Genomic DNA, 21,082 nt, shown 5'->3' with positions numbered 1-21,082 from the left:
GCAGCAATGCGGCCTTTCCCTTGCATTAGTCATGACCAGTGTTACTGAAATTCAAAAATAACGGAGAGTCCCTATGGCAGGTCACAGTAAATGGGCCAACATCAAACACCGCAAGGCGGCGCAAGACGCCAAGCGCGGCAAGATCTTCACCAAGCTGATCCGCGAAATCACCACCTCCGCGCGTCTGGGTGATGCCGATCCTGCCAACAACCCGCGCCTGCGTGCGGCGGTGGCGGCTGCCCTGACCGGCAACATGACCCGCGACACCATCAACCGTGCCATCCAGCGTGGCGCCGGCGGTGGCGATGGCGAACAGCTCGAGACCATCGTGTACGAAGGTTACGGCCCGGCCGGCTCTGCCGTCATGGTGGAGTGCCTGACCGACAACCGCAACCGTACCGTTGCCGAAGTGCGTCACGCCTTCAGCAAGTGCGGTGGCAACCTGGGTACCGATGGCTCTGTTGCCTACCTGTTCAGCAAGAAAGGGCTGCTGACCTTCGTGGGTGTCGATGAAGATGCTCTGATGGATGCCGCCCTGGAAGCCGGTGCCGACGACGTGGTGACCGAAGAGGATGGCTCCATCGAGGTGTATACCACCCCGAACGATTTCGGCACCGTGCTCGATGGTCTGGAAGCCGCCGGCTTCAAGCCCCAGAGCGCCGAAGTGACCATGATCCCGTCCACCGAAGCCGAGCTGGATGCCGAGACCGCGCCCAAGCTGATGCGCCTCATCGACATGCTGGAAGATCTGGACGACGTGCAGGAGGTGTACCACAACGGCTCCATCTCCGACGAAGTCGCCGCGACCCTGTAACCGGGTTCGTGAACACTCCGGTGGCGACGCTCTGTTCGCCCCAGCTAAAACGGCAGCCTCGGCTGCCGTTTTTCTTGTGATGGCCTGACGCCGAAGGCCGTGCCGGCCATGACATTGCCCGCCTTAATTTTCCCTTAAGTTTGGCTTTTTAAGCTGCCTGCCGTGTCCGGGCCTCGCTGCCCCTTGCCGCCATCACCTCGGGAGGAGGGATCGGCAAGCGAGACTGCAACAAGAGGTGCCCTGTGTGGCCCCTGTCCTGCCTGGTTTGTCGGAGTATCGTTATGCGCATCACCCTGGGTGTGATGAAGGTGAATCTGTTGCTGGTGCTGTTGTTTGCACTGGTATTCAACTGGCCCATTTTCCTGCACTTTTACACCATTCTCACCAAGCTGGAACACGTCAAGACGGGCTTCGCCCTCTCGATCCCCTTCGTGCTGCTGGCCGCGCTCAACGCGGTGTTCCTGCTCTTTACCTTTCGCTATCTGCTCAAGCCCTTCTTCGTGCTGCTGATCCTGATGGGATCCGTGGTCAGCTACGCCATGCTGAAATACGGCGTCATCTTCGACGTGAGCATGGTGCAGAACATCGTCGAAACCAACACGGGGGAGGCGACCTCCTACTTCAATGCCTCCATCCTGCTCTGGTTCGTGCTGACCGGCCTGCTGCCGGCGCTGGCCCTGCTGTGGGTGAAGATAGAGTATCCCCGTCCCTGGTATAAGGGGCTGGGCCTGCGGCTTGGCTCCATCGCCCTGTCACTGCTGTTTCTGGTGGGAGTGGCGGCGCTCTATTACCAGGATTACGCCTCGGTCGGGCGCAACAACAAGTCCCTCGGCAAGGAGATAGTGCCCGCCAACTATGTGCACGGCCTCTATCGCTACGCCACCGACATCCTGTTTGCCACTCCGATCCCGTATCAGCAGTTGGGCACGGATGCCAGGGTGGTGGGGCAGGGCGGCAAGCCGACCCTGATGTTTCTGGTGGTGGGGGAGACGGCGCGCAGCCAGAACTACTCCCTCAACGGTTACGGCAAGGCCACCAACAGCTTCACCGCGCGGGAGTCGGGCATGGTCTCATTTCACAACGTGCGCTCCTGCGGCACCGCCACCGCGGTTTCGGTGCCCTGCATGTTCTCCAACCTGACGCGGCGCGGCTATGACGACACCCTGGCCCAGTCCCGCGACGGCATGCTGGATGTGCTGCAGCACGCCGGGGTCTCCGTGCTGTGGAAGGAGAATGACGGCGGTTGCAAGGGAGTGTGCAAGAACGTGCCCACCATCGAGATCGAGGCCAAGGATTTTCCCCAGTACTGCCAGAAGGGTTCCTGCTACGACGAGGTGATGCTGGAGGGGCTGGATCGGCAGATCGCGCAGATGAAGGGCAACAAGCTGGTGGCCTTCCACCTGATGGGCAGCCACGGCCCGACCTACTATCGCCGCTATCCCGCCAGTGAGCGGACCTTCGTGCCGGACTGCCCGCGCAGCGACATCGAAAACTGCACCAATGAAGAGCTGGTCAACACCTATGACAACACCATCCGTTACACCGACAAGGTGGTGGCCCGTCTCATCGACAAGCTCAAGACGCTGGAGCAGGATTACAACGTGGGGCTGGTCTATCTGTCGGATCACGGCGAATCTCTGGGCGCCATGGGGCTCTACCTGCACGGCACCCCCTACAAGTTTGCCCCGGACGATCAGACCCGGGTGCCGCTGATGACCTGGTTTTCCCCCCAGTTGCAGGCCGATCGCCAGCTGGATATGACCTGTCTGCAGCAGGAGGCGGCCAGCAAGCGCTTCTCCCACGACAATCTGTTCCACTCCATGCTCGGCATCATGGATGTGCAGACCCAGGTGTATGACGGAACGCTGGATCTGTTCAAACCGTGCAGGGCGGGGTGAGCCGGCGAAAGTGACCAATAAAAAACGGCAGCCACTGGCTGCCGTTGTTGTTTCGCAAGGCCTCGGCCTTACTTCTGCTCCATGATGATCTGCAGCAGGTCCCCTTCCAGCAGGGCCCGCTTCACCAGCGCGAAACCGCCGACGGTGGGCTGATTCTGGAAGCGTGCCTTCACGATGGGCAGGCCGCGATGGAAGCTTGGCAGCGACTGGTGCTCCACGCAGCGGCGGATGGCCGGGAACAGGATCTCTTCGGCGGCGGTGATTTCGCCCGCGATCAGCACCTTCTGCGGGTTGAACAGGTTGACCGTGATGGCCACCGCCCGTCCCAGATGCTCACCCACGTTCTCGATCACGCTGCGGGCCAGCTCGTCACCGGCCATGGCCGCCTTGCACACCTCCTGGATGGTGATGTGCTTCTCCTGCAGCGAGCTCAGGTGGCCGCGGCTGATGAGCTCCTTCACCTTGTCGACGATGGCCTCGTTGGAGGCGATGGTCTCCAGGCAGCCGAAGTTGCCGCAGTGGCAGCGCTTGCCGAGCGGTTCGACCTGGATGTGGCCGATCTCGCCGACGTTGCGGTTCTGGCCGAGGAATACCTTGCCCTTGGTGATGATGCCCGAGCCCGCCCCCTGGTGGACGCTCACCAGGATGGAGTCCATGCAGTCGCGGGACTCGCCGAAGAAGTGTTCGGCCAGTGCCAGCGAGCGGGTATCGTTGCCCACGTAGCAGGGCAGGTTGAAGTGGTTTTCCAGCAGCTTGGCCAGCGCCAGATTGCGGATCTGGTACTTGGGGGTGTAGATGACCATGCCGGATTCCGGATTGACCAGACCCGGCATGGTCAGCGCGATGCTGATGAGGTTGCGGCTGCGATCCTGCTGGGAGTCGATGAAGGCACCGATCTCCCGCAGCAGCATGTCGACCACCGGCTGTTGCTCGATCTCGGTCACCTGGGTGATGTGCTGATCGAGCTCCTTGCCGTCGAGGTCATACAGGGCGAGCTGCAGGTAGCCGCGGCCGAGCTTGGCGGACACAAACTGGAAGCGATGCTTGATGGTGGTCAGGGAGATGGCGCGCCGTCCGCCGGTGGAGGCTTGCGGCGAGGTCTCCTTGATCAGGCCATGCTCGATCAGTTGCCGGGTTATCTTGGTCACGCTGGCCGGGGCCAGCTGACTCAACTCGGCAATTTTGACCCGCGAGATGGGCCCCTGCAGGTCGATGAGCCGATACACGGCTGCACTGTTGACCTGCTTGATAAGATCTACGTTTGCTATTTGTCCGCCAGTCATAGTGTCACTGTGTTGTGTAGTGTCCGTTAACCACGGTCCCGCAGACCGTGAAGGCCTGATCAAAGACAGTCAGGTTGGCTATTTTTCCGACCTGGATACTACCGAGACGTGAGTCCCATCCAATGGCGCGAGCAGGGTAAAGGGTGGCCATTCTCAGTGCTTCATCGAGCGGTAATCCGACCTGTTTGACCAGATTCTCCACCCCTTCAATCATGGTGAGGGCAGAGCCGCCGAGTGTACCATTCTCGTCGACGCACTGACCATCGCGGAAATAGACGGTTGCGCCACAAAAATCAAACTTCTCAAAGCCTTCCGGTGCCCCTGCCGGTGCGGTCGCGTCGGTGACCAGCACCAGTCGCTCTCCCAGCATCTTGTGCGCAAGGCGCACGTTGGCCCAGTGCACGTGATGACCGTCGACGATGACGCCGGCGTAGACATCCTTGCGATCGTAGATGGCACCGACCACGCCCGGCTCGCGACCGTTCACGGTCGGGGTCATGGCGTTATAGAGGTGGGTGGCAAAGCGGATGCCGTTGTCGAACCCGGCCATGGCCTGGTCATAGTTGGCGGCGGTATGGCCCGCGGAGACCAGAATGCCGGCCTCCACCAGCCGGCGGATGTGCTCCGGCTTGTTGCGCTCCGGCGCCAGGGTGATCTTGGCGATGGCATCCGCGTTGGCGCAGAAGAAGTCGATCATTTCGTCGGCGGGCTGGCGGATCTGCTCGGCTGGGTGGATCCCCTTGCGCTTGAGGTTGGTATAGGGTCCTTCCAGATGGACGCCCAGTACCTCGTTGGGGTGCGCCGCCATGTAGTCGCGGGTGACGGCGACGGCCTGCTTCATGTCTGCATCCGGACTGGTGATCAGGGTCGGCAGGAAGCTGGTGGTACCGGATTTGAGGTTGGCGGCCTGCATGGTCGCCAGGGTCTGGGTGGTGATGTGGCCGTTGAACATGACGCCGCCACAGCCGTTGAGCTGGACGTCGATGAAACCGGCGCTCAGGTTGGCACCCTTGAGATCAATGCGTTCGATGCCGGCCGGCAGTTCGGCCAGGCGGGAGATGGCGACAATCTTGTCGCCCTCGATGACCACCCCGTAACCGGTCAGCACGCAGCTGCCGGTGTAGAGGGTGCAGTTGGTCAATGTGTACATGGTGACTCCTTACAGACGGCCGATGTTGGCGGCTTCGAGCTGCTGGAAGTAACGCACGGTCTTGACCTTGAGCTCCATGGTGGAGGGCTCGTCACACACCATCATTCCCTTCGGATGCAGTTGCAGGGTGGAGATGGTCCACATGTGGTTGACGCTGCCTTCTACCGCGGCCTGCAGGGCCTGGGCCTTGCCGTGACCGGTCACCAGGATCATGATCTCTTCCGCATCCATCAGGGTGCCGACACCTACGGTCAGCGCCAGCTTGGGCACCTGCTCCATGTCGCCGCCAAAGAAGCGGGAGTTGGCGATGCGGGTGTCTTCGGTCAGGGTCTTGACCCGGGTGCGGGAGGAGAGGGATGAGGCCGGTTCGTTGAACGCGATGTGGCCGTCGTTGCCGACGCCGCCCATGAACAGGTGGATCTTGCCGTAGGACTTGATTTTGTCTTCGTAGCGCTTGCACTCGGCCACCAGATCCGGCGCGTTGCCGTTGAGGATGTTGATGTTCTCGGGACGAATGTCGATGTGGCTGAAGAAGTTGTTGTGCATGAAGCTGTGGTAGCTCTCCGGGTGATCTTCCGGCAGGCCGACGTACTCGTCCATGTTGAAGGTAACCACGTTCTGGAAGCTCACTTCACCGGCTTTATGCAGTTCAATCAGGCGCTTGTAAGTGTTGAGCGGGGTGCCGCCAGTGGGCAGGCCCAGTACGAAGGGGCGCTCGGCAGTGGGTTTGAACCCATTGATACGGTCAACGATGTAACGGGCAGACCACAGGCCCACTTGGCTGGCAGATTTCAACGGGATCAGGCGCATTGTAGATACCTCTGTACGGGTTGCTGCCGGGATGTCGGCGGCAAATAGACTGGGACGGATTCAAGTTGTTTTATAGCGTAAATAAAGATTGCGAACTAAGCCACATCTATCCGCCACCTTTATCTCGTTTGGGTGATAATGATCACGATTACAGGTTTATTAATTTGCGCAGCGAAATAAAAGCCCTAGACTGCCAATCAAGCCTTGATGGCTTATGCGTCAAACGTGATAAGCACTTAATTTCTAGAAAAACATTAACTAAGGAGAGGAACCGTGAACATTCTCGGTTATTTGCAAAAGATCGGCCGTGCCCTGATGGTGCCGGTAGCGGTATTGCCTGCCGCCGCGATCCTGATGGGGGTTGGCTACTGGATTGACCCGAATGGTTGGGGTGGTGACAGCGCGCTGGCCGCCTTCCTGATCAAGGCGGGTTCAGCACTGATCGACAACATGTCCACGCTGTTTGCGGTCGGTGTTGCCTATGGTATGTCCAAAGACAAAGACGGTTCTGCCGCGCTGGCCGGTCTGGTCGGTTTCCTGGTGGTGACCACTCTGCTGAGCCCTGGTTCTGTGGCGATGATTAAAGGCATCCCTGTAGAGCAGGTTCCGGCAGCCTTTGCCAAGATCAACAACCAGTTCGTCGGTATCCTGTGTGGTGTCATCGCCGCCGAGCTCTACAACCGCTTCAGCAGCGTAGAACTGCACAAGGCGCTGGCTTTCTTCTCCGGCCGCCGTCTGGTGCCGATCGTAACCTCCGTGGTGATGATCGTCGTCTCCTTCATCCTGATGGCCGTTTGGCCGGTCATTTACGGTGGTCTGGTGAGCTTTGGTGAATCCATCGTCAGCCTGGGCTCCACCGGCGCCGGTATCTACGCCTTCTTCAACCGCCTGCTGATCCCGATTGGTCTGCACCACGCCCTGAACTCCGTGTTCTGGTTCAACGTGGCCGGTATCAACGACATCCCGAACTTCCTGGGTGGTCAGGCTACCATCGATGCCGCTCTGGCTGCAGGCAAGAGCCTGGATCAGGTGAAAGGCGTGGTAGGCATGTACCAAGCTGGCTTCTTCCCGATCATGATGTTTGGTCTGCCGGGCGCCGCACTGGCCATCTACCACTCCGCCAAGAAAGAGAACAAGGACAAAGTTGCATCCATCATGATCGCAGCCGCCTTTGCCTCCTTCTTCACTGGGGTGACCGAGCCGCTCGAGTTCTCCTTCATGTTCGTGGCACCGGTGCTGTACGTCATTCACGCTTTCCTGACCGGTGTTTCCGTGTTCATCGCAGCCTCCATGCACTGGATGGCCGGCTTTGGCTTCAGTGCCGGTCTGGTGGATATGGTGCTCTCCAGCCGCAACCCGCTGGCGACCAACTGGTACATGCTGATCCCGCAAGGTCTGGTGTTCTTCGGTCTCTACTACGTGGTATTCCGCGCTGTCATTGCCAAACTGGGTCTGAAAACTCCGGGTCGTGAAGATGATGAAGCTGCTGCTCCGGCTGCTGCCCAGACCACCGACCGTACCGAACTGGCACGCCAGTATCTGGAAGTGCTGGGTGGTCAGGAGAACCTGGTGACCATCGATGCCTGCATCACCCGTCTGCGTCTGACCCTGAAAGACCGCAGCATCGTTGACGAGCGCAAGCTCAAAGCCCTGGGCGCGGCCGGTGTGGTCAAGCTCGGTGAGCAGAACCTGCAGGTGATTCTGGGCCCATTGGCCGAAATCATCGCCGGTGAGATGAAGGCCCTGCGTTAATCGGGCGCCAAGCTCGCCTCAAGTCTAAGTCCATTGTTGACATAACTAAGGGCCCCGCCTCGGGGCCCCATATAAAAAAAGCCAAGAAAATCCAACCTTTACTTCAAATGAGAGCAGCAGTTATGAACTTGAAACATTCTCTGTTAGCCATTGCCATGTCTACCGTTTTCGTCAGCCAGGTGCAGGCAGCCGATGCCGCCAAGCAAGCCGTGGTCGACGCCCTCGCCAGCAACCTCGTCGTCAAGTACGAAGTCGTCACCAACGATGGTGCCGGCGCCGGCCTTGACTGCCAGGCGTTGGGCTCCGAGTGGGCGAGCTGCGGCGTTGCCAAGCTGCACCTGACCAATACCGGTGCTGACGTTACCTCCAAAGACTGGAGCATCTATGTCTCCTCCATTCGCCGCATCCAGCGGGTGGACAATGACCAGTTCACCATCACCCACCTGACCGGCGACCTTTATCGTTTGACGCCGACCGAGAAGTTCCAGGGCTTTGCCAAGGATGCCACGGTCGAAGTGCCGCTGGTGGTGGAGTACTGGGTATTGTTCGAATCTGACATCATGCCGAACTGGTATGTCGCCAGCGAAGGGGCCGAGCCGAAAGTGCTGGCCAGCATGAGCAACATCGACGATGCCACCACCTACGAGAAGCCGATGCCGGCCGACGGCTGGAAGCGTACCAAGGATGACAACAACATCCTGATGAACAGCGAAACCCGTTTCGCCGCCAACCAGACCAGCAGCTTGCTGCCGGCTGGCAAGGTCGACAACCAGATCCTGCCGACTCCGATGAAGCAGGTGGTCAAGGCCGGCCCGCAGGTCGACTTCTCCACCATCAAACTCAATGCCCTGGACCTGCCGAGCGATCGCGCTGAAGCCCTGAAGGCTCAACTGACCAAGCTGGGTGTTACCCTCTCCGACACCGGCTACCCAGTGATCATCAAGCTCGGCAGCAAGCTCAAGCAGGCCGAAGGCTACGACATGACCATCGGCCAGAAAGGCACTGTGGTGCAGGGTCACGACATCGAAGGCGCCTTCTGGGGGGCCCAGTCCCTGATCTCCCTCCTGGGGGTCAACGACAAGCTGGTCAGCCAGATGCACGTCGAGGATGCGCCGCGCTTTGAATACCGTGGCATGCAGACCGACGTTGCCCGTCACTTCAGAAGCCCTGAGACCCTGAAGAAGCTGGTGGACCAGATGTCCGCCATGAAGCTCAACGTGCTGCACCTGGGGCTGACCAACGATGAAGGCTGGCGTCTGGAGATCCCGGGTCTGCCGGAGCTGACCGACGTCGGTAGCCAGCGTTGCCACGACGAGTCTGAAACCAAGTGCCTGATGCCGCAGCTGGGCTCCGGCCCGACCAGCGACAACCAGGGTTCCGGTTTCTACAGCAAGGCCGACTACATCGACCTGGTACGCTATGCCAAGGCCCGCGGCGTGACCGTGATCCCCGAGATCAACATGCCGGCGCACGCCCGTGCTGCCGTGGTCTCCATGGAAGCGCGTTACAAGCGCCTGATGGCTGAAGGTAAAGAGACCGAAGCCAACCAGTTCCGTCTGACCGACCCGGCCGATACCTCCAACGTCACTTCGGTGCAGTTCTACGACAAGATGTCCTTCATCAACCCCTGCCAGCCGGGCGCCGCTACCTTCGTGGCCAAGGTGATGGACGAAGTGGCCCAGATGCACCAGGCCGCCGGCCAGCCGCTGACCGCCTGGCACTACGGTGGTGATGAGGCGAAGAACATCATGCAGGGCGGTGGTTACCAGGATCCGGCCGTCACCAAGAAAGAAGAGCTGGTCGCCTGGAAGGGCAACGTCGACTCCAGCAAGCAGGACAAGCCGTTCGGCAAGTCCCCGATGTGCCAGAAGATGATCGACGATGGCAAGATCAAGGACGTGGCCGAGCTGCCGGTCTACTTCGCCAAGGAAGTGAGCGAAATGGTCAAGGGCCACGGCTTCTCCACTCTGCAGGCGTGGGAAGATGGTCTGAAGTACGCTACGGATGCCAGCGTGTTCGCCACCGACAAGACCCGGGTCAACTTCTGGGAAACCCTCTACTGGGGTGGCTTCAACGAAGCGATGAAGTGGGCGCACAAGGGCTATGACGTGGTGCTCTCCAACCCGGATTACCTCTACTTCGACTTCCCGAACGAGGTACACCCGGCCGAGCGCGGCTACTACTGGGCTACCCGCTTCAACGACACCCGCAAGGTGTTCGCCTTCGCCCCGGAAAACCTGCCGCAGAACGCCGAGACCTCGGTTGACCGCGACGGCAACGCCTTCGTGGCCAAGGGTGACCAGGAGCCGGTCAAGTTCAAGGGGATCTCCGGTCAGCAGTGGAGCGAAACCGTGCGTACCGACGCGCAATACGAGTACATGGTCTACCCGCGCATCTTCTCCATGGCCGAGCGTGCCTGGCACAAGGGCGGCTTCGAGCTGGACTATGTGAAGAACCGCGAGTTCTCCGGCACCACCAAGTTCGTCAACAAGTCCACCCTGAACAAGGAGTGGAACCAGTTCGCCAACGTACTGGGTCAGCGCGTGCTGCCGAAACTGGACCAGGCCGGGGTGGAATACCGCCTCTCCGTACCGGGCGCCAAGGTGGTGAACGGCGTGCTGGAAGCGAACGTGGATCTGCCGGGTCTGCCCATCCAGTACAGCCTGGATGGCAAGAGCTGGAGCGCCTACGACGCTGCCGCCAAGCCGACCGTGGATGGCAAGGTCTACCTGCGTACCACCAGCTTCGATGGCAAGCGCACCAGCCGCGTCACCGAGCTGAACTGATAGTCCTCAATCCATAACGCAAGGTGGGTCGCAAGACCCGCCTTTCCCAAGGGCGATGGCCATCGGGCTTGGGAAAGGTTGACTGTGCGTGTGAGCCTTTGTTGTGTGTGTATATTGTCTGTTTTTGTTTTTCATCACCTTGAACCCCGCCTCGTGCGGGGTCTTTTTTTTCGCCAGTCAGTCAAACCGGCCACCAGTGCAGGGCGTTTTGCGGCGCCAGTACCCCGAAACGGGCAAATTCAGGTTGAGACAGGGCGCGTAATGAGGGATCATATCCGGCTTGACGGCGGGGGTATGAGGGTGCCAGCCGGCACAACTTCCGCCAGTGACGCATTTTTGAGGTGAGCCATGAGTCAGGCGAACAGCCCAACTAACTTTATTCGTCAGATCATTGATGAAGATCTGGCCAGCGGTAAGCACAGCAGCGTGCATACCCGTTTTCCGCCCGAGCCGAACGGTTATCTCCATATCGGTCACGCCAAGTCCATCTGCCTGAACTTCGGCATCGCCCGCGACTACCAGGGCCAGTGCAACCTGCGCTTCGACGACACCAACCCGGTGAAGGAAGATATCGAGTACGTTGAGTCCATCAAGCAGGACGTGCAGTGGCTCGGCTTCCAGTGGAATGGCGAGATCTGCTACTCCTCCGACTATTTCGACAAGCTGCACGGCTATGCCATCGAGCTCATCGAGAAGGGCCTGGCCTACGTGGACGAACTCTCTGCCGAGCAGATGCGCGAATACCGTGGCACCTTGACTGCGCCGGGCAAGAACAGCCCGTTCCGCGATCGTTCGGTGGCCGAGAACCTGGCCCTGTTCGAGAAGATGAAGAACGGCGAGTTTGCCGAAGGCGCCGCCTGCCTGCGCGCCAAGATCGACATGGCATCCCCCTTCATGGTGATGCGTGATCCGGTTATCTACCGCATCAAGTTTGCCCACCACCACCAGACCGGTGACAAGTGGTGCATCTACCCGATGTATGACTTCACTCACTGCATCTCGGACGCCCTGGAAGGGATCACCCACTCCATCTGTACGCTGGAGTTCCAGGACAACCGTCGCCTGTACGACTGGGTGCTGGACAACATCACCATCGACTGCCACCCCCGTCAGTACGAGTTCTCCCGGCTGAACCTCGAATACACCGTCATGTCCAAGCGCAAGCTGAACCTGCTGGTGACCGAGAAGCACGTGGACGGTTGGGACGATCCTCGCATGCTGACCGTCTCCGGTCTGCGTCGTCGTGGCTACACTCCGGCCTCCATCCGCGAGTTCTGCAAGCGCATCGGCGTGACCAAGCAGGACAACATCGTCGAGATGAGCATGCTGGAAGCCTGCATCCGCGAAGATCTCAACGAGAACGCCCCGCGTGCCATGGCCGTGCTGCACCCGGTCAAGGTGGTGATCGAGAACCTGGCAGCCGACGAAGTGCTGACTGCCCCGGCCCACCCGAACAACGCCGAGATGGGCACCCGCACGCTTCCCTTCACCCGCGAGATCCTCATCGATGAAGCGGACTTCAAAGAAGAAGCCAACAAGCAGTTCAAGCGACTGGTGCTGGGCAAGGAAGTGCGCCTGCGCAATGCCTACGTCATCAAGGCCGAGCGGGTCGAGAAAGATGCCGATGGCAAGGTCACCTGCATCTACTGCTCTTACGATCCCGAGACCCTAGGCAAGGATCCGGCCGATGGTCGCAAGGTGAAAGGGGTGATCCACTGGGTCAGCGCCACTCACTCCCTACCGGCCGAAGTGCGCCTCTACGACCGTCTGTTCAAGGTGCCGAACCCGGGCGCCGAAGAGGACTTCGAAGCGGCTCTGAACCCGGACTCCCTGGTGATCATCGAGGGCGCTCGCGTCGAGGCCTCTTTGAAGAACGCCAAGCCGGAGCAGGCTTACCAGTTCGAGCGTGAAGGTTACTTCTGCGCCGACAACAAGCTCTCCAGCCCGGAGCATCTGGTGTTCAACCGCACCGTGGCGCTGCGCGACGTGTGGGGCAAGGCCGAGGCCTGATAACAGCAGAGGGCAGGGGAGACCCTGCCCTTTCTTGATCTGGGAACCTGTTTAGAGAGGTTGTCAGCAAGGTGAAGAGCAGTACAGGAACCAGACCGTATGGATCGTATAGAGATACGTGAGGTTTTTGAGCAGCAGATGAGCCTTGAGCACGGCCTCGGAGCAAGACCCTAACCGGGTTCTAAATGACGGACACAAAAAAGCCAGCGTGATGCTGGCTTTTTTTATTGTCTCTGCCTGGTGGGTCAATCTTCGTGCTTGCACTCGCCGGCGGCGCAGTGGCCGTACAGATAGAGGCTGTGATTGGTCAGCCGGATGTTGTGCTGCTGGGCGATATCACGCTGGCGCTGTTCGATAACCTCGTCGGAGAACTCGATCACCTTGCCGCAGTCGAGGCAGACCAGGTGGTCGTGGTGTTCCTGGGTGGCCAGTTCGAACACCGACTTGCCCCCTTCGAAGTGGTGACGGGTAACAATACCGGCATCATCAAACTGGTTGAGAACGCGATATACGGTAGCGAGACCAATCTCTTCACCCTGGTCGATCAGTCGTTTGTACAGATCTTCCGCACTGGTGTGCTGGCAGTCCGGCTGTTGCAGGATTTCCAGGATTTTGACACGGGGCAAGGTGATCTTGAGCCCGGCCTTTTTTAACGCTTGGTTGTTGTCTGCCATATTCTATTTATTCGCATTCTCGAAGGTGTGGTTATTCTGATTGACTGCCGCTGGAATGGCAACCACGAACTCGCTTGGCCTGTCATTATAGGTCGTAGCTCACCTAAAAATAAACCCAGTAATTCAAGGGCTTTAGCGCAGATGGCGCCATCCGGCGGAATTGGACGGATTCTCGTGACGGCTTGCTCGTTTGATGAATGTTGATAAAATGTAACCTTCTTCACTCTCTGGTCGGATGAGATCCATGGATTGGCTTTTTGACAATGCGGCCTGGGTGCGCCGCGCCCTCAACGCCTGGCCCCCCTTCTGGGGCGCCGGCATCAAGATAGAGACATTGAGCGATGATTTTCGCTTCTGCCGGGTCACCCTCAAGTCCCGCTGGTGGAACAAGAACGCCAACCGCACCCAGTTTGGTGGCAGCATGTTTGCGATGACCGATCCCATCTATCCGCTGATGCTGATGGGCTATTTCAAGAACCGCTATTACGTCTGGGACAAGGCCGGCAGCATCAACTACATCAAGCCTGGCAAGGGCAAGCTGGTGGCCGAATTCAACCTGACCGACGGCAAGCTGGCTGCCATCGTGGCGGCGACCGACGGCGGAGACAAGCACTTCCCCGAGTTCGAAGTGACGGTGCAGGATCAAAGCGGCGAGCTGGTGGCCCAGGTCAAGCGCACCCTCTATGTGCGGGCCAAACCGGAACACCGAAGTGGCGAGAGAGCATGAGCCAGAAAACAACAAGGGCCCCGCGGGGCCCTTGTTGTCAGAGAGGCTGGCGAGCGCGGATCACTCCAGCTCGGCCAGGCACATCTCTTCGTGCAGCTGCTTGCACCAGCCCTTGACGCGCTCGGCGGTTAGCTCCGGCTGGCGATCTTCGTCGATGCCCAGACCGACGAAGTGCTTGTCGTCCACCAGTGCCTTGGAGGCTTCGAATTCGTAGCCGGCGGTTGGCCAGTTGCCGATGACGATGGCGCCTTTGGCTTCGACGATGTCACGCAGGGTGCCCATGGCGTCGAGGAAGTACTCGGCATAGTCTTCCTGATCGCCGCATCCGAAGATGGCGACCAGCTTGTTGGTGAAGTCGATCTCTTCCAGCTCGGGGAAGAAGTCGTCCCAGTCGGCCTGGGCTTCGCCATAGTACCAAGTCGGGATACCGAACATCAGCAGATCGAAGCTGTCGATGTCGGCCTTGCTGCTCTTGGCAATGTCACGGACTTCAATCAGTTGTTTGCCCAGTTCTTTCTGGATCATCTTGGCGACAGCTTCGGTATTACCGGTATCGCTGCCGAAAAACAGACCTACACTAGCCATAGTGTTTAGTTACCCGTATCTGGTGTTAATGCTTAACGGTCAGATTGTGATGCCTGCAGCATGTGCAGACTCAATCTGTTGCTTCAGGATAGATTGGATCAGCTCGGCTCGGCTGACGTTCTGTTGTAACGCAAGTTGGTTCAGGCGTTCCAGCAACTCGGCCTCCACCTTTAACTCTACCCGCTTCAAACCGTTCTCCCGATCGCGCTTGAGCTGGTTGCGCTTGTTGATCTTGAGCTGGGTCTCGCGGGGGAGTGGGTTGGTCTTTGGCCTGCCGGGGCGCTTCTCATTTGCGAACAGATCCAGTGTTGTTCGATCAGTTTGCTGTTTGGCCATACATCACAGATGAAAATAAGTTAGCCGATGCCTGAGCCTTCCCAGCCCAGTTCGATCAGCCCCTTGGCGACAAAACCTGCACAACCCAGGAAGAGTACCAACCAGACGATGAGTCGGCCAAAACGGGGCACGTTGCCGCGTTTGAGCACGTCCTGAATGGCCAGGCCAATCAATACGAAAATGGCCACAAAGAATAACTTCAGGCCCAGACTCTCAATCAGGTCGATATGTTCACTTAGCATGGATTGCGCACACTCCTTATGACGGGCGCACTATATCACAAAGGATTTGAAACTGTTAACCGCCTGTCGACAGGAAATCCACAACCAGTTTGTTGAACAAAACCGGCTTTTCCGCGTGCAGCCAGTGACCTGTACCAGCGATGACCCGGGCCTTGGCGGCGGGGAATTGTGCCATCACCGTCTCGGTATGCTCGGGCTGCATGTAGTCGGAATCCCCCCCCTTGATGAAGAGCGCAGGGCCCTCGAAGCGGCTCTGTGCATCGGGCCAGCCCATGATGTTGCCGTAGTTGCGCTCAAGGGCCGGGACGTTGAAACGCCAGCCCCAGCCGTGCCCGGCTTTGGCAAACGACTTGAGCAGGAACTGGCGCACGCCGGCTATCTCGATGTGCTGCGCCAGGATGGTTTCCGCCTCGCTGCGGCTTTGCGGAACCTGTTCGAGGGTGGCGTTGAGGCCGGCGAACACATTCTGGTGGCGGGCGTGGGGGTAGGCGACCGGCGCGATATCGGCCACCACCAGCTTGGCAACGCGCGTTGGCGCGAGCTTGGCCAGCTGCATGCCCACCTTGCCCCCCATGGAGTGACCCACGATGGCTACCTGCTCAAGCCCGAGCCGATCCAGCAGGGCGAGCAGATCGGCGGCCTGGGCCGGGTAGCTCATCTCATCGGAGTGAAAGGAGGCGCCGTGGTTGCGCAGATCGACGCTGATGACCCGGTATTGTTCGCTCAGCGGGCGCGCCAGCAGGCCGAGGTTGTCGAGGTTGCCAAACAGCCCGTGGATCAGCACGACGGGCTGGCCCTGGCCCTGCTCCTTGAAGTTCAATAATGGGTTTTGTTGCAAAATGACACCTTGTCGGTCGTGAGTGCGTTGCACGTTGTGATTTAACACACTGGAAAGAAAAGGATTTCACTCATTGTGGAGCAAAAAAGTGTGGTTTTTTTTCTAAAAAAAGTCTGCCAGATCGGCTATCAGTGCGACGGATCACACACTTGGCCCGCTATTATGCCGTATTCTCGATGAGATTCATGCACATCTGTCCGCCCCTTGCTTGGGCTGCCGGGTTTGCCTATGTATAATCGCCGCATCCGAATTTCGACGAGTCCAGCGCATCCCTATGAAAACCATCGAGCTTGATGACGATCTCTACTTCTATATCGCCAGCCAGACCCGGCACATCGGCGAGAGTGCCTCCGATATCCTGCGCCGCCTGCTGGAACAGCCCGCCAACCAGGCAGCCCCGGTTGCCGAGCCGGTGACGACGGCCCAGCCGCACACTGTGGCCGATGCCATGGGGCTGGAGGCGCTGCTCGACTCTGGCGAGCTGCAAAAAGAAGAGAAGTCTATCAACCGCTTCATGCAGGTGCTCAGTACCCTCTACCGGGATGACCCGGTCGGGTTTACCCAGGCCACCGAAATCAAGGGGCGCAAGCGCGTCTATTTCTCGCGGGATCCCGATGCCCTGCGCGCCAGCGGCAGCACCACCAAGCCCAAGCCGGTGCCGGAGACCCCGTTCTGGGTGATCACCAATACCAACACCAGTCGCAAGCAAAACATGGTGGCCCAGCTGATGACCAGCATGGGGTATGGCGACGAGGTGATCGCCCGGGTGTGCGGCGCAATTTAACGGTTCATCAGACTCAGGCCTTGCCGGGCAAGGCCGCCATCAAGCAAGGACAACGCCATGGCACAGCATTCCCACGCCGGTCAGCCGGCCCGTTTGAGCGACCTGACCAACATCCCCCGTCTGGTCAGCGCCTACTACCTCAACAAGCCGGACATGAGTCGTCCCGAGCAGCGGGTTGCCTTCGGCACCTCCGGCCACCGCGGCAGCGCCCTGCACAATGCCTTCACTGAATCCCACATCCTGGCGGTGACCCAGGCGCTGGTGGAGTATCGCCAGCAGGCCGGCATCACGGGCCCGCTGTTTGTCGGCATGGATACCCACGCCCTGTCTGAATCCGCCTTTGCCAGTGCGGTGGAAGTGCTGGCGGCCAACGGCGTCGAGACCCGCATTCAGGCCGGCCTCGGCTTCACGCCGACCCCGGTCATCTCTCACGCCATCCTGCGCCACAACGCGGGCAAACCGGCTGCCCGTGCCGATGGCGTGGTGATCACCCCGTCCCACAACCCGCCGGAAGACGGTGGCTTCAAATACAACCCGCCCCACGGCGGCCCCGCTGAAGGGGAGATCACCAAGTGGGTGGAGGATCGCGCCAACGCGATTCTGGAAGCGGGTCTGGCCGGCGTGAAGCGCATGCCGTTCGCCGAGGCCCTCAAGAGCCCGTTCGTGGCCCTGCACGACTATGTGACTCCCTATGTGGATGACCTGAAGAACGTGCTGGACATGGAGGCCATCAAGCAGGCCGGCATCAAGATCGGTGTCGATCCGCTGGGCGGCTCCGGCGTCGCCTACTGGGACGTCATCGCCAAGACCTATGGTCTGAACATCGAGGTGGTGAACTACAAGGTCGACCCGACCTTCTCCTTCATGACCCTGGATAAAGACGGCAAGATCCGGATGGACTGCTCCAGCCCGTTTGCCATGGCCAGCCTGATTGCCCTCAAGGACAAGTTCGACATCGCCCTTGGCAACGACCCTGACTACGACCGTCACGGCATCGTTACCAAGTCTGGCCTGATGAACCCGAACCACTACTTGGCGGTGGCAATCCAGTATCTGTTTACCCATCGTACCGGCTGGTCCAAAGAGTCTGCGGTCGGCAAGACGCTGGTCTCTTCCTCCATGATCGACCGGGTTGCCGGCGAGATTGGCCGCACCCTCAAAGAGGTGCCGGTCGGCTTCAAGTGGTTCGTGGATGGCCTCTATAGCGGCGAGTTCGGCTTTGGCGGCGAGGAGAGCGCGGGCGCCTCCTTCCTGCGCAAAGACGGCACCGTCTGGACCACCGACAAGGATGGCTTCATCCTAGCGCTGCTGGCAGCGGAAATTCTGGCGGTGACCGGCAAGGATCCGCAGGCCCACTACGACGCGCTGGAAGCCAAGTTCGGTCGCTCCAGCTATCGTCGCATCGATGCCCCGGCCAACAGCGCCCAGAAGGCGGTGCTCTCCAAGCTGGATCCGGCGCTGGTGGAAGCCTCCACCCTAGCCGGTGAGCCCATCGTCGCCAAGCTGACCAAGGCGCCGGGCAACGATGCCGCCATCGGCGGCCTCAAGGTGGTGACCGAGAACGGCTGGTTCGCGGCGCGCCCCTCCGGCACTGAGTCCATCTACAAGATCTACATGGAGAGCTTCAAGGGCGAGGCGCACCTGGACCTCATCCAGCAGGAAGCCCAGCAGATCGTCTCCGCCGCCTTGGCCAAGGCCGGGGTCTGAGTTCGACTCAAACACCTGCGGAATGTGAAAGAGGAGCCTTGATGGCTCCTCTTTTTTATTTCGCTTGAGCTGGATGGTTTGTGCTCACGGCCTGCCGCACTGGCCGGTGCTCGCCCGGCGGGCCTGCCAGCGCTTGAAGAAGGGGCGGGCCGGCAGCTTCATCAGGAAGAGAGAGAGCAGGATCACCCCGATGCCGAGCCATTGGCGAGCATCCAACGTTTCCCCCACCATCAGCACGCCGCAGGAGACCGCCACCATGGGGTTGGTGAGGGCCAGCATGCCCATCACCTCCGGGCCGTGGCGCTTGAGCCCCCACAGCCAGGCCCAGTAGGCCAGCGCCGTGTTGAGCAGGATCAGCCAAAGCAGGCCGGGAGCGCTTGCCGGCAGCGGCAGCGGCATGGGGCCGGCCAGCCACCAGGCGAGCGGGATCAGCATCAGGCCGCCCAGCAGCAGTTGCCAGGCGGTCAGCGCCAGCAGATCGCTCACCGGCCAGCGCTGCATCCAGCGGCTGGACTGGCCGATGAGCAGGGTCGCCAGCAGGGCGCAGGTCACGCCGACAGGGTCCAGATTGGCGGAAGGGTTGAGCAGCAGCAAGACTCCAACCAGCCCCATCAGGCCCAGCAGCCATTTCAGGGACGGCCTGACGCCATCCTGCAGCCAGGCCAGCAACATCAGGACCAGCGGCAGGGTGGCACCCAGGGTGCCCGCCACGGCCCCTGGCAGCCGGAAGGCGGCCACGAACAGCAGAGCAAAAAACGCGGCGATGTTGCAAAACGCCAGCAGACACTGTTTGCCCCAGGGCAGGGGCGGCAGACGCGGGCGTACCAGCAACAGGAGCAACCCGGCCGGCAACGCCCGCCACACCGCCACCCAGTAGGGGGAGTAGTCGGTCAGATAAAGGCTGACGACGGCATAGGTGCTGCCCCAGAGCAGGGGGGCCAGCAGGGCGATCAGCATGGGCATGAACTTGTCTCTTTATGAAGTATCTTTAAGTAAAGATAAATTAGCCTCAAATTGGTTTACCATCAAGTATCTCGATAAAAAGATAAGTGGCCGAAGATGGAATCAGATCATGTAGACCTGCTGCTGGCCCAGTGGGCCCGGCAGCGACCGGATCTCGACTGCTCTCCCATGGGCGTGCTGGGACGGGTGGCGCGAATGGCGGCGATCGCCGGACGGGAGGTGAGCGAGGAGCTCAAGGAGTGCGGCCTGCTAGGCAGTGACTTCGACATTCTGGCGACCCTGCGCCGGGCCGGCGAACCGCTTACCCCGACCGTGCTCTATCAATCCGCCATGTTGAGCTCGGGGGCCATGACCGCCCGGCTCGACAAACTGGCAGAGCGAGGCTTGGTCGAACGCCAGGCCGCCCCGAGCGATCGGCGTAGCCTGTTGGTCTGTCTGACAGACGCGGGCCGCGAAATGGTTGATCGGGCGGTGGAGCGGCACGTGGCCAACGAGCGGCGCCTGCTGGCCCCATTGACCCCGGCCGAGCAGGAGCAGCTGGCCGCCCTGCTCAAACGCTGGCTGCTGGAAAACGAATAAAAAAACGGGCCCGCGGGCCCGTTTTTGGTATTGCCAAGTTTTGGATCAGTAACCGCTGCGGGCATCCTTCACCGCCAGTCCCAGCTGCCACACCGCCATGGCGTAGTGGGTGCTGTGGTTGTAGCGGGTGATGGTGTAGAAGTTGGGCAGGCCGTACCAGTACTGATAGCCGGTGCCCACATCCAGGCGCAGCAGGCTCGCCTCGCTGTGGTTGCCAAGAGGGCTGGTGGGGGTCAGCCCGGCGCGGCGCAGGGAGGCGACCGGGTAGCGGGTCTGGAAACCGTGCTCGTAGCCGGGCAGCTGGCCCTGACCGCGCACCGCCACCGGCTGTCCCTTCTCCCAGCCGTGGGCCTTGAAGTAGTTGGCCACGCTGCCGATGGCATCCACCGGATCCCACAGGTTGGTGTGGCCGTTGCCGTTGAAGTCCACCGCGTAGCGCTGGAAGCTGGAGGGCATGAACTGGCCGTAGCCCATGGCGCCGGCGTAGGAGCCCTTGGGTTCGGTGGGATCCATCCCCTCGTCGCGGGTCATCACCAGGAAGGATTCCAGCTCGCTGGTGAAGAACTCGGCCCGGCGCGGATAGTCGAACGCCAGGGTCGCCAGCGCATCCAGGATGCGGGTCTTGCCCATCACCCGGCCCCAGCGGGTCTCCACCCCGATGATGCCGACGATGATCTCGGGCGGCACTCCGTAGATCTGCTCCGCCCGATTGAGTTCGCTTGCGTATTCGCGCCAGAAGTTGACGCCGTTCTGTACGTTGTCCGGGGTGATGAACTTGGCGCGGTAGCGGTTCCAGGCGCCGGTCGGGCCGGTGGGCTTGGCGGTGGTCGGCGCTTGGGCATCCATCAGACGGATGATCCAGTCGTAGCGCTCTGCCTGCGCCAGCACCTGATGGAGCTGGGTGCTGTCAAAACCGTGCTTCTCGACCATCTTCTGGACGAATCTGTCCACATTGGTGCGATTGGCGAAGTCCCCTTTGCTCACCCCCTGGCTGTAAACGGGGCTGCGCGACGGCGTCTGGTTGATGAAGGCGCTCTTGGGTTGGGGGACGACCACGGGCTTGGCAGCCGGCGTGCTGCTGCAGCCACCGAGCAGAGGAAACAACGACAGAGTGAGAAGAGAGGCAAGGCGACGCATAGGGTTC

General features: G+C 60.3%; 19 protein-coding genes. 9 read left to right on the top strand and 10 right to left on the bottom strand.

Annotated elements, in window-relative coordinates; genetic code table 11:
* Positions 1-73 precede the first annotated feature (73 nt).
* Both OKB87_RS08695 and OKB87_RS08690 read left to right on the top strand, forming a co-directional pair.
* Positions 74-814: a YebC/PmpR family DNA-binding transcriptional regulator gene (locus OKB87_RS08695; protein WP_011705419.1), complete on the top strand. Its 741-nt coding sequence runs from the start codon at positions 74-76 to the stop codon at positions 812-814.
* A gap of 281 nt (positions 815-1,095) precedes the next feature.
* Positions 1,096-2,712, top strand: a complete 1,617-nt coding sequence (locus tag OKB87_RS08690; protein WP_270827157.1) for a phosphoethanolamine transferase — start codon at positions 1,096-1,098, stop codon at positions 2,710-2,712.
* A 68-nt stretch (positions 2,713-2,780) separates the two neighbouring features.
* On the opposite strand, the gene nagC is transcribed toward OKB87_RS08690, so the two are convergent.
* The 3 genes from nagC to nagB are packed head-to-tail and all read right to left on the bottom strand — an operon-like array spanning position 2,781 to position 5,955.
* Complete coding sequence (gene nagC, locus OKB87_RS08685) at positions 2,781-3,995, bottom strand: DNA-binding transcriptional regulator NagC (protein WP_016350209.1); 1,215 nt, start codon at positions 3,993-3,995, stop codon at positions 2,781-2,783.
* A gap of 4 nt (positions 3,996-3,999) precedes the next feature.
* Positions 4,000-5,145, bottom strand: coding sequence for an N-acetylglucosamine-6-phosphate deacetylase (gene nagA, locus OKB87_RS08680; RefSeq protein ID WP_270827156.1), 1,146 nt, complete (start codon positions 5,143-5,145; stop codon positions 4,000-4,002).
* Positions 5,146-5,154: 9 nt separating this feature from the next.
* Positions 5,155-5,955, bottom strand: coding sequence for a glucosamine-6-phosphate deaminase (nagB, locus tag OKB87_RS08675; RefSeq protein ID WP_011705423.1), 801 nt, complete (start codon positions 5,953-5,955; stop codon positions 5,155-5,157).
* 273 nt (positions 5,956-6,228) lie between these two features.
* Here nagB and nagE point away from each other — a divergent pair, with 273 nt between their 5' ends.
* The 3 genes from nagE (at position 6,229) to glnS (ending at position 12,503) form a co-directional block, all read left to right on the top strand.
* A complete protein-coding gene (gene nagE, locus OKB87_RS08670; RefSeq protein WP_016350212.1) occupies positions 6,229-7,707 on the top strand; it encodes an N-acetylglucosamine-specific PTS transporter subunit IIBC in 1,479 nt (492 codons plus the stop codon).
* Positions 7,708-7,829: 122 nt separating this feature from the next.
* A complete protein-coding gene (locus tag OKB87_RS08665; RefSeq protein WP_270827155.1) occupies positions 7,830-10,493 on the top strand; it encodes a beta-N-acetylhexosaminidase in 2,664 nt (887 codons plus the stop codon).
* A gap of 348 nt (positions 10,494-10,841) precedes the next feature.
* Positions 10,842-12,503 carry a glutamine--tRNA ligase gene (gene glnS, locus OKB87_RS08660; RefSeq protein ID WP_016350214.1) on the top strand — a complete coding sequence of 554 codons (1,662 nt, stop codon included), beginning with the start codon at positions 10,842-10,844 and terminating at the stop codon, positions 12,501-12,503.
* Between the two features lie 245 nt (positions 12,504-12,748).
* Here the strand turns inward: glnS and fur are convergent, their stop codons facing one another.
* Positions 12,749-13,177, bottom strand: coding sequence for a ferric iron uptake transcriptional regulator (gene fur / locus OKB87_RS08655; protein WP_011705427.1), 429 nt, complete (start codon positions 13,175-13,177; stop codon positions 12,749-12,751).
* Positions 13,178-13,421: 244 nt separating this feature from the next.
* Here fur and OKB87_RS08650 point away from each other — a divergent pair, with 244 nt between their 5' ends.
* A complete protein-coding gene (locus tag OKB87_RS08650) occupies positions 13,422-13,904 on the top strand; it encodes a DUF4442 domain-containing protein (RefSeq protein ID WP_016350215.1) in 483 nt (160 codons plus the stop codon).
* Between the two features lie 60 nt (positions 13,905-13,964).
* Here OKB87_RS08650 and fldA read toward each other — a convergent pair whose 3' ends face one another.
* Genes fldA through OKB87_RS08630 form a run of 4 tightly spaced genes read right to left on the bottom strand, consistent with a single transcriptional unit; the run spans position 13,965 to position 15,887 of the window.
* The gene (fldA, locus tag OKB87_RS08645; protein WP_011705429.1) at positions 13,965-14,489 is read right to left on the bottom strand and encodes a flavodoxin FldA; all 525 of its coding nucleotides are present in this window, start codon (positions 14,487-14,489) and stop codon (positions 13,965-13,967) included.
* A 39-nt stretch (positions 14,490-14,528) separates the two neighbouring features.
* A complete protein-coding gene (ybfE, locus tag OKB87_RS08640) occupies positions 14,529-14,825 on the bottom strand; it encodes a LexA regulated protein (RefSeq protein ID WP_011705430.1) in 297 nt (98 codons plus the stop codon).
* A 20-nt stretch (positions 14,826-14,845) separates the two neighbouring features.
* Positions 14,846-15,067: a DUF2788 domain-containing protein gene (locus OKB87_RS08635; protein WP_011705431.1), complete on the bottom strand. Its 222-nt coding sequence runs from the start codon at positions 15,065-15,067 to the stop codon at positions 14,846-14,848.
* Positions 15,068-15,122: 55 nt separating this feature from the next.
* A complete protein-coding gene (locus tag OKB87_RS08630; protein ID WP_270827171.1) occupies positions 15,123-15,887 on the bottom strand; it encodes an alpha/beta fold hydrolase in 765 nt (254 codons plus the stop codon).
* 292 nt (positions 15,888-16,179) lie between these two features.
* On the opposite strand from OKB87_RS08630, the gene seqA reads away from it, so the two are divergent.
* Together seqA and pgm are read left to right on the top strand one after the other, a co-directional pair.
* The gene (seqA, locus tag OKB87_RS08625; RefSeq protein WP_270798557.1) at positions 16,180-16,689 is read left to right on the top strand and encodes a replication initiation negative regulator SeqA; all 510 of its coding nucleotides are present in this window, start codon (positions 16,180-16,182) and stop codon (positions 16,687-16,689) included.
* Positions 16,690-16,746: 57 nt separating this feature from the next.
* Positions 16,747-18,396: a phosphoglucomutase (alpha-D-glucose-1,6-bisphosphate-dependent) gene (gene pgm, locus OKB87_RS08620; RefSeq protein ID WP_041216614.1), complete on the top strand. Its 1,650-nt coding sequence runs from the start codon at positions 16,747-16,749 to the stop codon at positions 18,394-18,396.
* A gap of 84 nt (positions 18,397-18,480) precedes the next feature.
* Here pgm and OKB87_RS08615 read toward each other — a convergent pair whose 3' ends face one another.
* Complete coding sequence (locus tag OKB87_RS08615; RefSeq protein WP_270827154.1) at positions 18,481-19,359, bottom strand: DMT family transporter; 879 nt, start codon at positions 19,357-19,359, stop codon at positions 18,481-18,483.
* A gap of 96 nt (positions 19,360-19,455) precedes the next feature.
* Between OKB87_RS08615 and OKB87_RS08610 the strand changes: the two genes are divergently transcribed.
* Complete coding sequence (locus OKB87_RS08610; protein WP_042066627.1) at positions 19,456-19,938, top strand: MarR family winged helix-turn-helix transcriptional regulator; 483 nt, start codon at positions 19,456-19,458, stop codon at positions 19,936-19,938.
* Between the two features lie 45 nt (positions 19,939-19,983).
* Here OKB87_RS08610 and mltB read toward each other — a convergent pair whose 3' ends face one another.
* Positions 19,984-21,075, bottom strand: a complete 1,092-nt coding sequence (gene mltB / locus OKB87_RS08605) for a lytic murein transglycosylase B (RefSeq protein WP_270827153.1) — start codon at positions 21,073-21,075, stop codon at positions 19,984-19,986.
* Positions 21,076-21,082 lie beyond the last annotated feature (7 nt).

It is taken from the genome of Aeromonas sp. Y318-1 (assembly GCF_027706125.1).
GTDB lineage: Bacteria > Pseudomonadota > Gammaproteobacteria > Enterobacterales > Aeromonadaceae > Aeromonas > Aeromonas hydrophila.
Note: the sequence above shows the minus strand (reverse complement) of the source record. Positions and strands in the feature narration are given on the sequence as shown.

Bases quoted from the DNA above. Each gene is read 5' to 3' on its own strand.
- OKB87_RS08695 (WP_011705419.1), top strand. From the start codon at position 74: ATGGCAGGTCACAGTAAATGGGCCAACATCAAACACCGCAAGGCGGCG.
- OKB87_RS08690 (WP_270827157.1), top strand. From the start codon at position 1,096: ATGCGCATCACCCTGGGTGTGATGAAGGTGAATCTGTTGCTGGTGCTG.
- nagC (WP_016350209.1), bottom strand. From the start codon at position 3,995: ATGACTGGCGGACAAATAGCAAACGTAGATCTTATCAAGCAGGTCAAC.
- nagA (WP_270827156.1), bottom strand. From the start codon at position 5,145: ATGTACACATTGACCAACTGCACCCTCTACACCGGCAGCTGCGTGCTG.
- nagB (WP_011705423.1), bottom strand. From the start codon at position 5,955: ATGCGCCTGATCCCGTTGAAATCTGCCAGCCAAGTGGGCCTGTGGTCT.
- OKB87_RS08665 (WP_270827155.1), top strand. From the start codon at position 7,830: ATGAACTTGAAACATTCTCTGTTAGCCATTGCCATGTCTACCGTTTTC.
- glnS (WP_016350214.1), top strand. From the start codon at position 10,842: ATGAGTCAGGCGAACAGCCCAACTAACTTTATTCGTCAGATCATTGAT.
- fur (WP_011705427.1), bottom strand. From the start codon at position 13,177: ATGGCAGACAACAACCAAGCGTTAAAAAAGGCCGGGCTCAAGATCACC.
- OKB87_RS08650 (WP_016350215.1), top strand. From the start codon at position 13,422: ATGGATTGGCTTTTTGACAATGCGGCCTGGGTGCGCCGCGCCCTCAAC.
- fldA (WP_011705429.1), bottom strand. From the start codon at position 14,489: ATGGCTAGTGTAGGTCTGTTTTTCGGCAGCGATACCGGTAATACCGAA.
- ybfE (WP_011705430.1), bottom strand. From the start codon at position 14,825: ATGGCCAAACAGCAAACTGATCGAACAACACTGGATCTGTTCGCAAAT.
- OKB87_RS08635 (WP_011705431.1), bottom strand. From the start codon at position 15,067: ATGCTAAGTGAACATATCGACCTGATTGAGAGTCTGGGCCTGAAGTTA.
- seqA (WP_270798557.1), top strand. From the start codon at position 16,180: ATGAAAACCATCGAGCTTGATGACGATCTCTACTTCTATATCGCCAGC.
- pgm (WP_041216614.1), top strand. From the start codon at position 16,747: ATGGCACAGCATTCCCACGCCGGTCAGCCGGCCCGTTTGAGCGACCTG.
- OKB87_RS08615 (WP_270827154.1), bottom strand. From the start codon at position 19,359: ATGCCCATGCTGATCGCCCTGCTGGCCCCCCTGCTCTGGGGCAGCACC.
- OKB87_RS08610 (WP_042066627.1), top strand. From the start codon at position 19,456: ATGGAATCAGATCATGTAGACCTGCTGCTGGCCCAGTGGGCCCGGCAG.
- mltB (WP_270827153.1), bottom strand. From the start codon at position 21,075: ATGCGTCGCCTTGCCTCTCTTCTCACTCTGTCGTTGTTTCCTCTGCTC.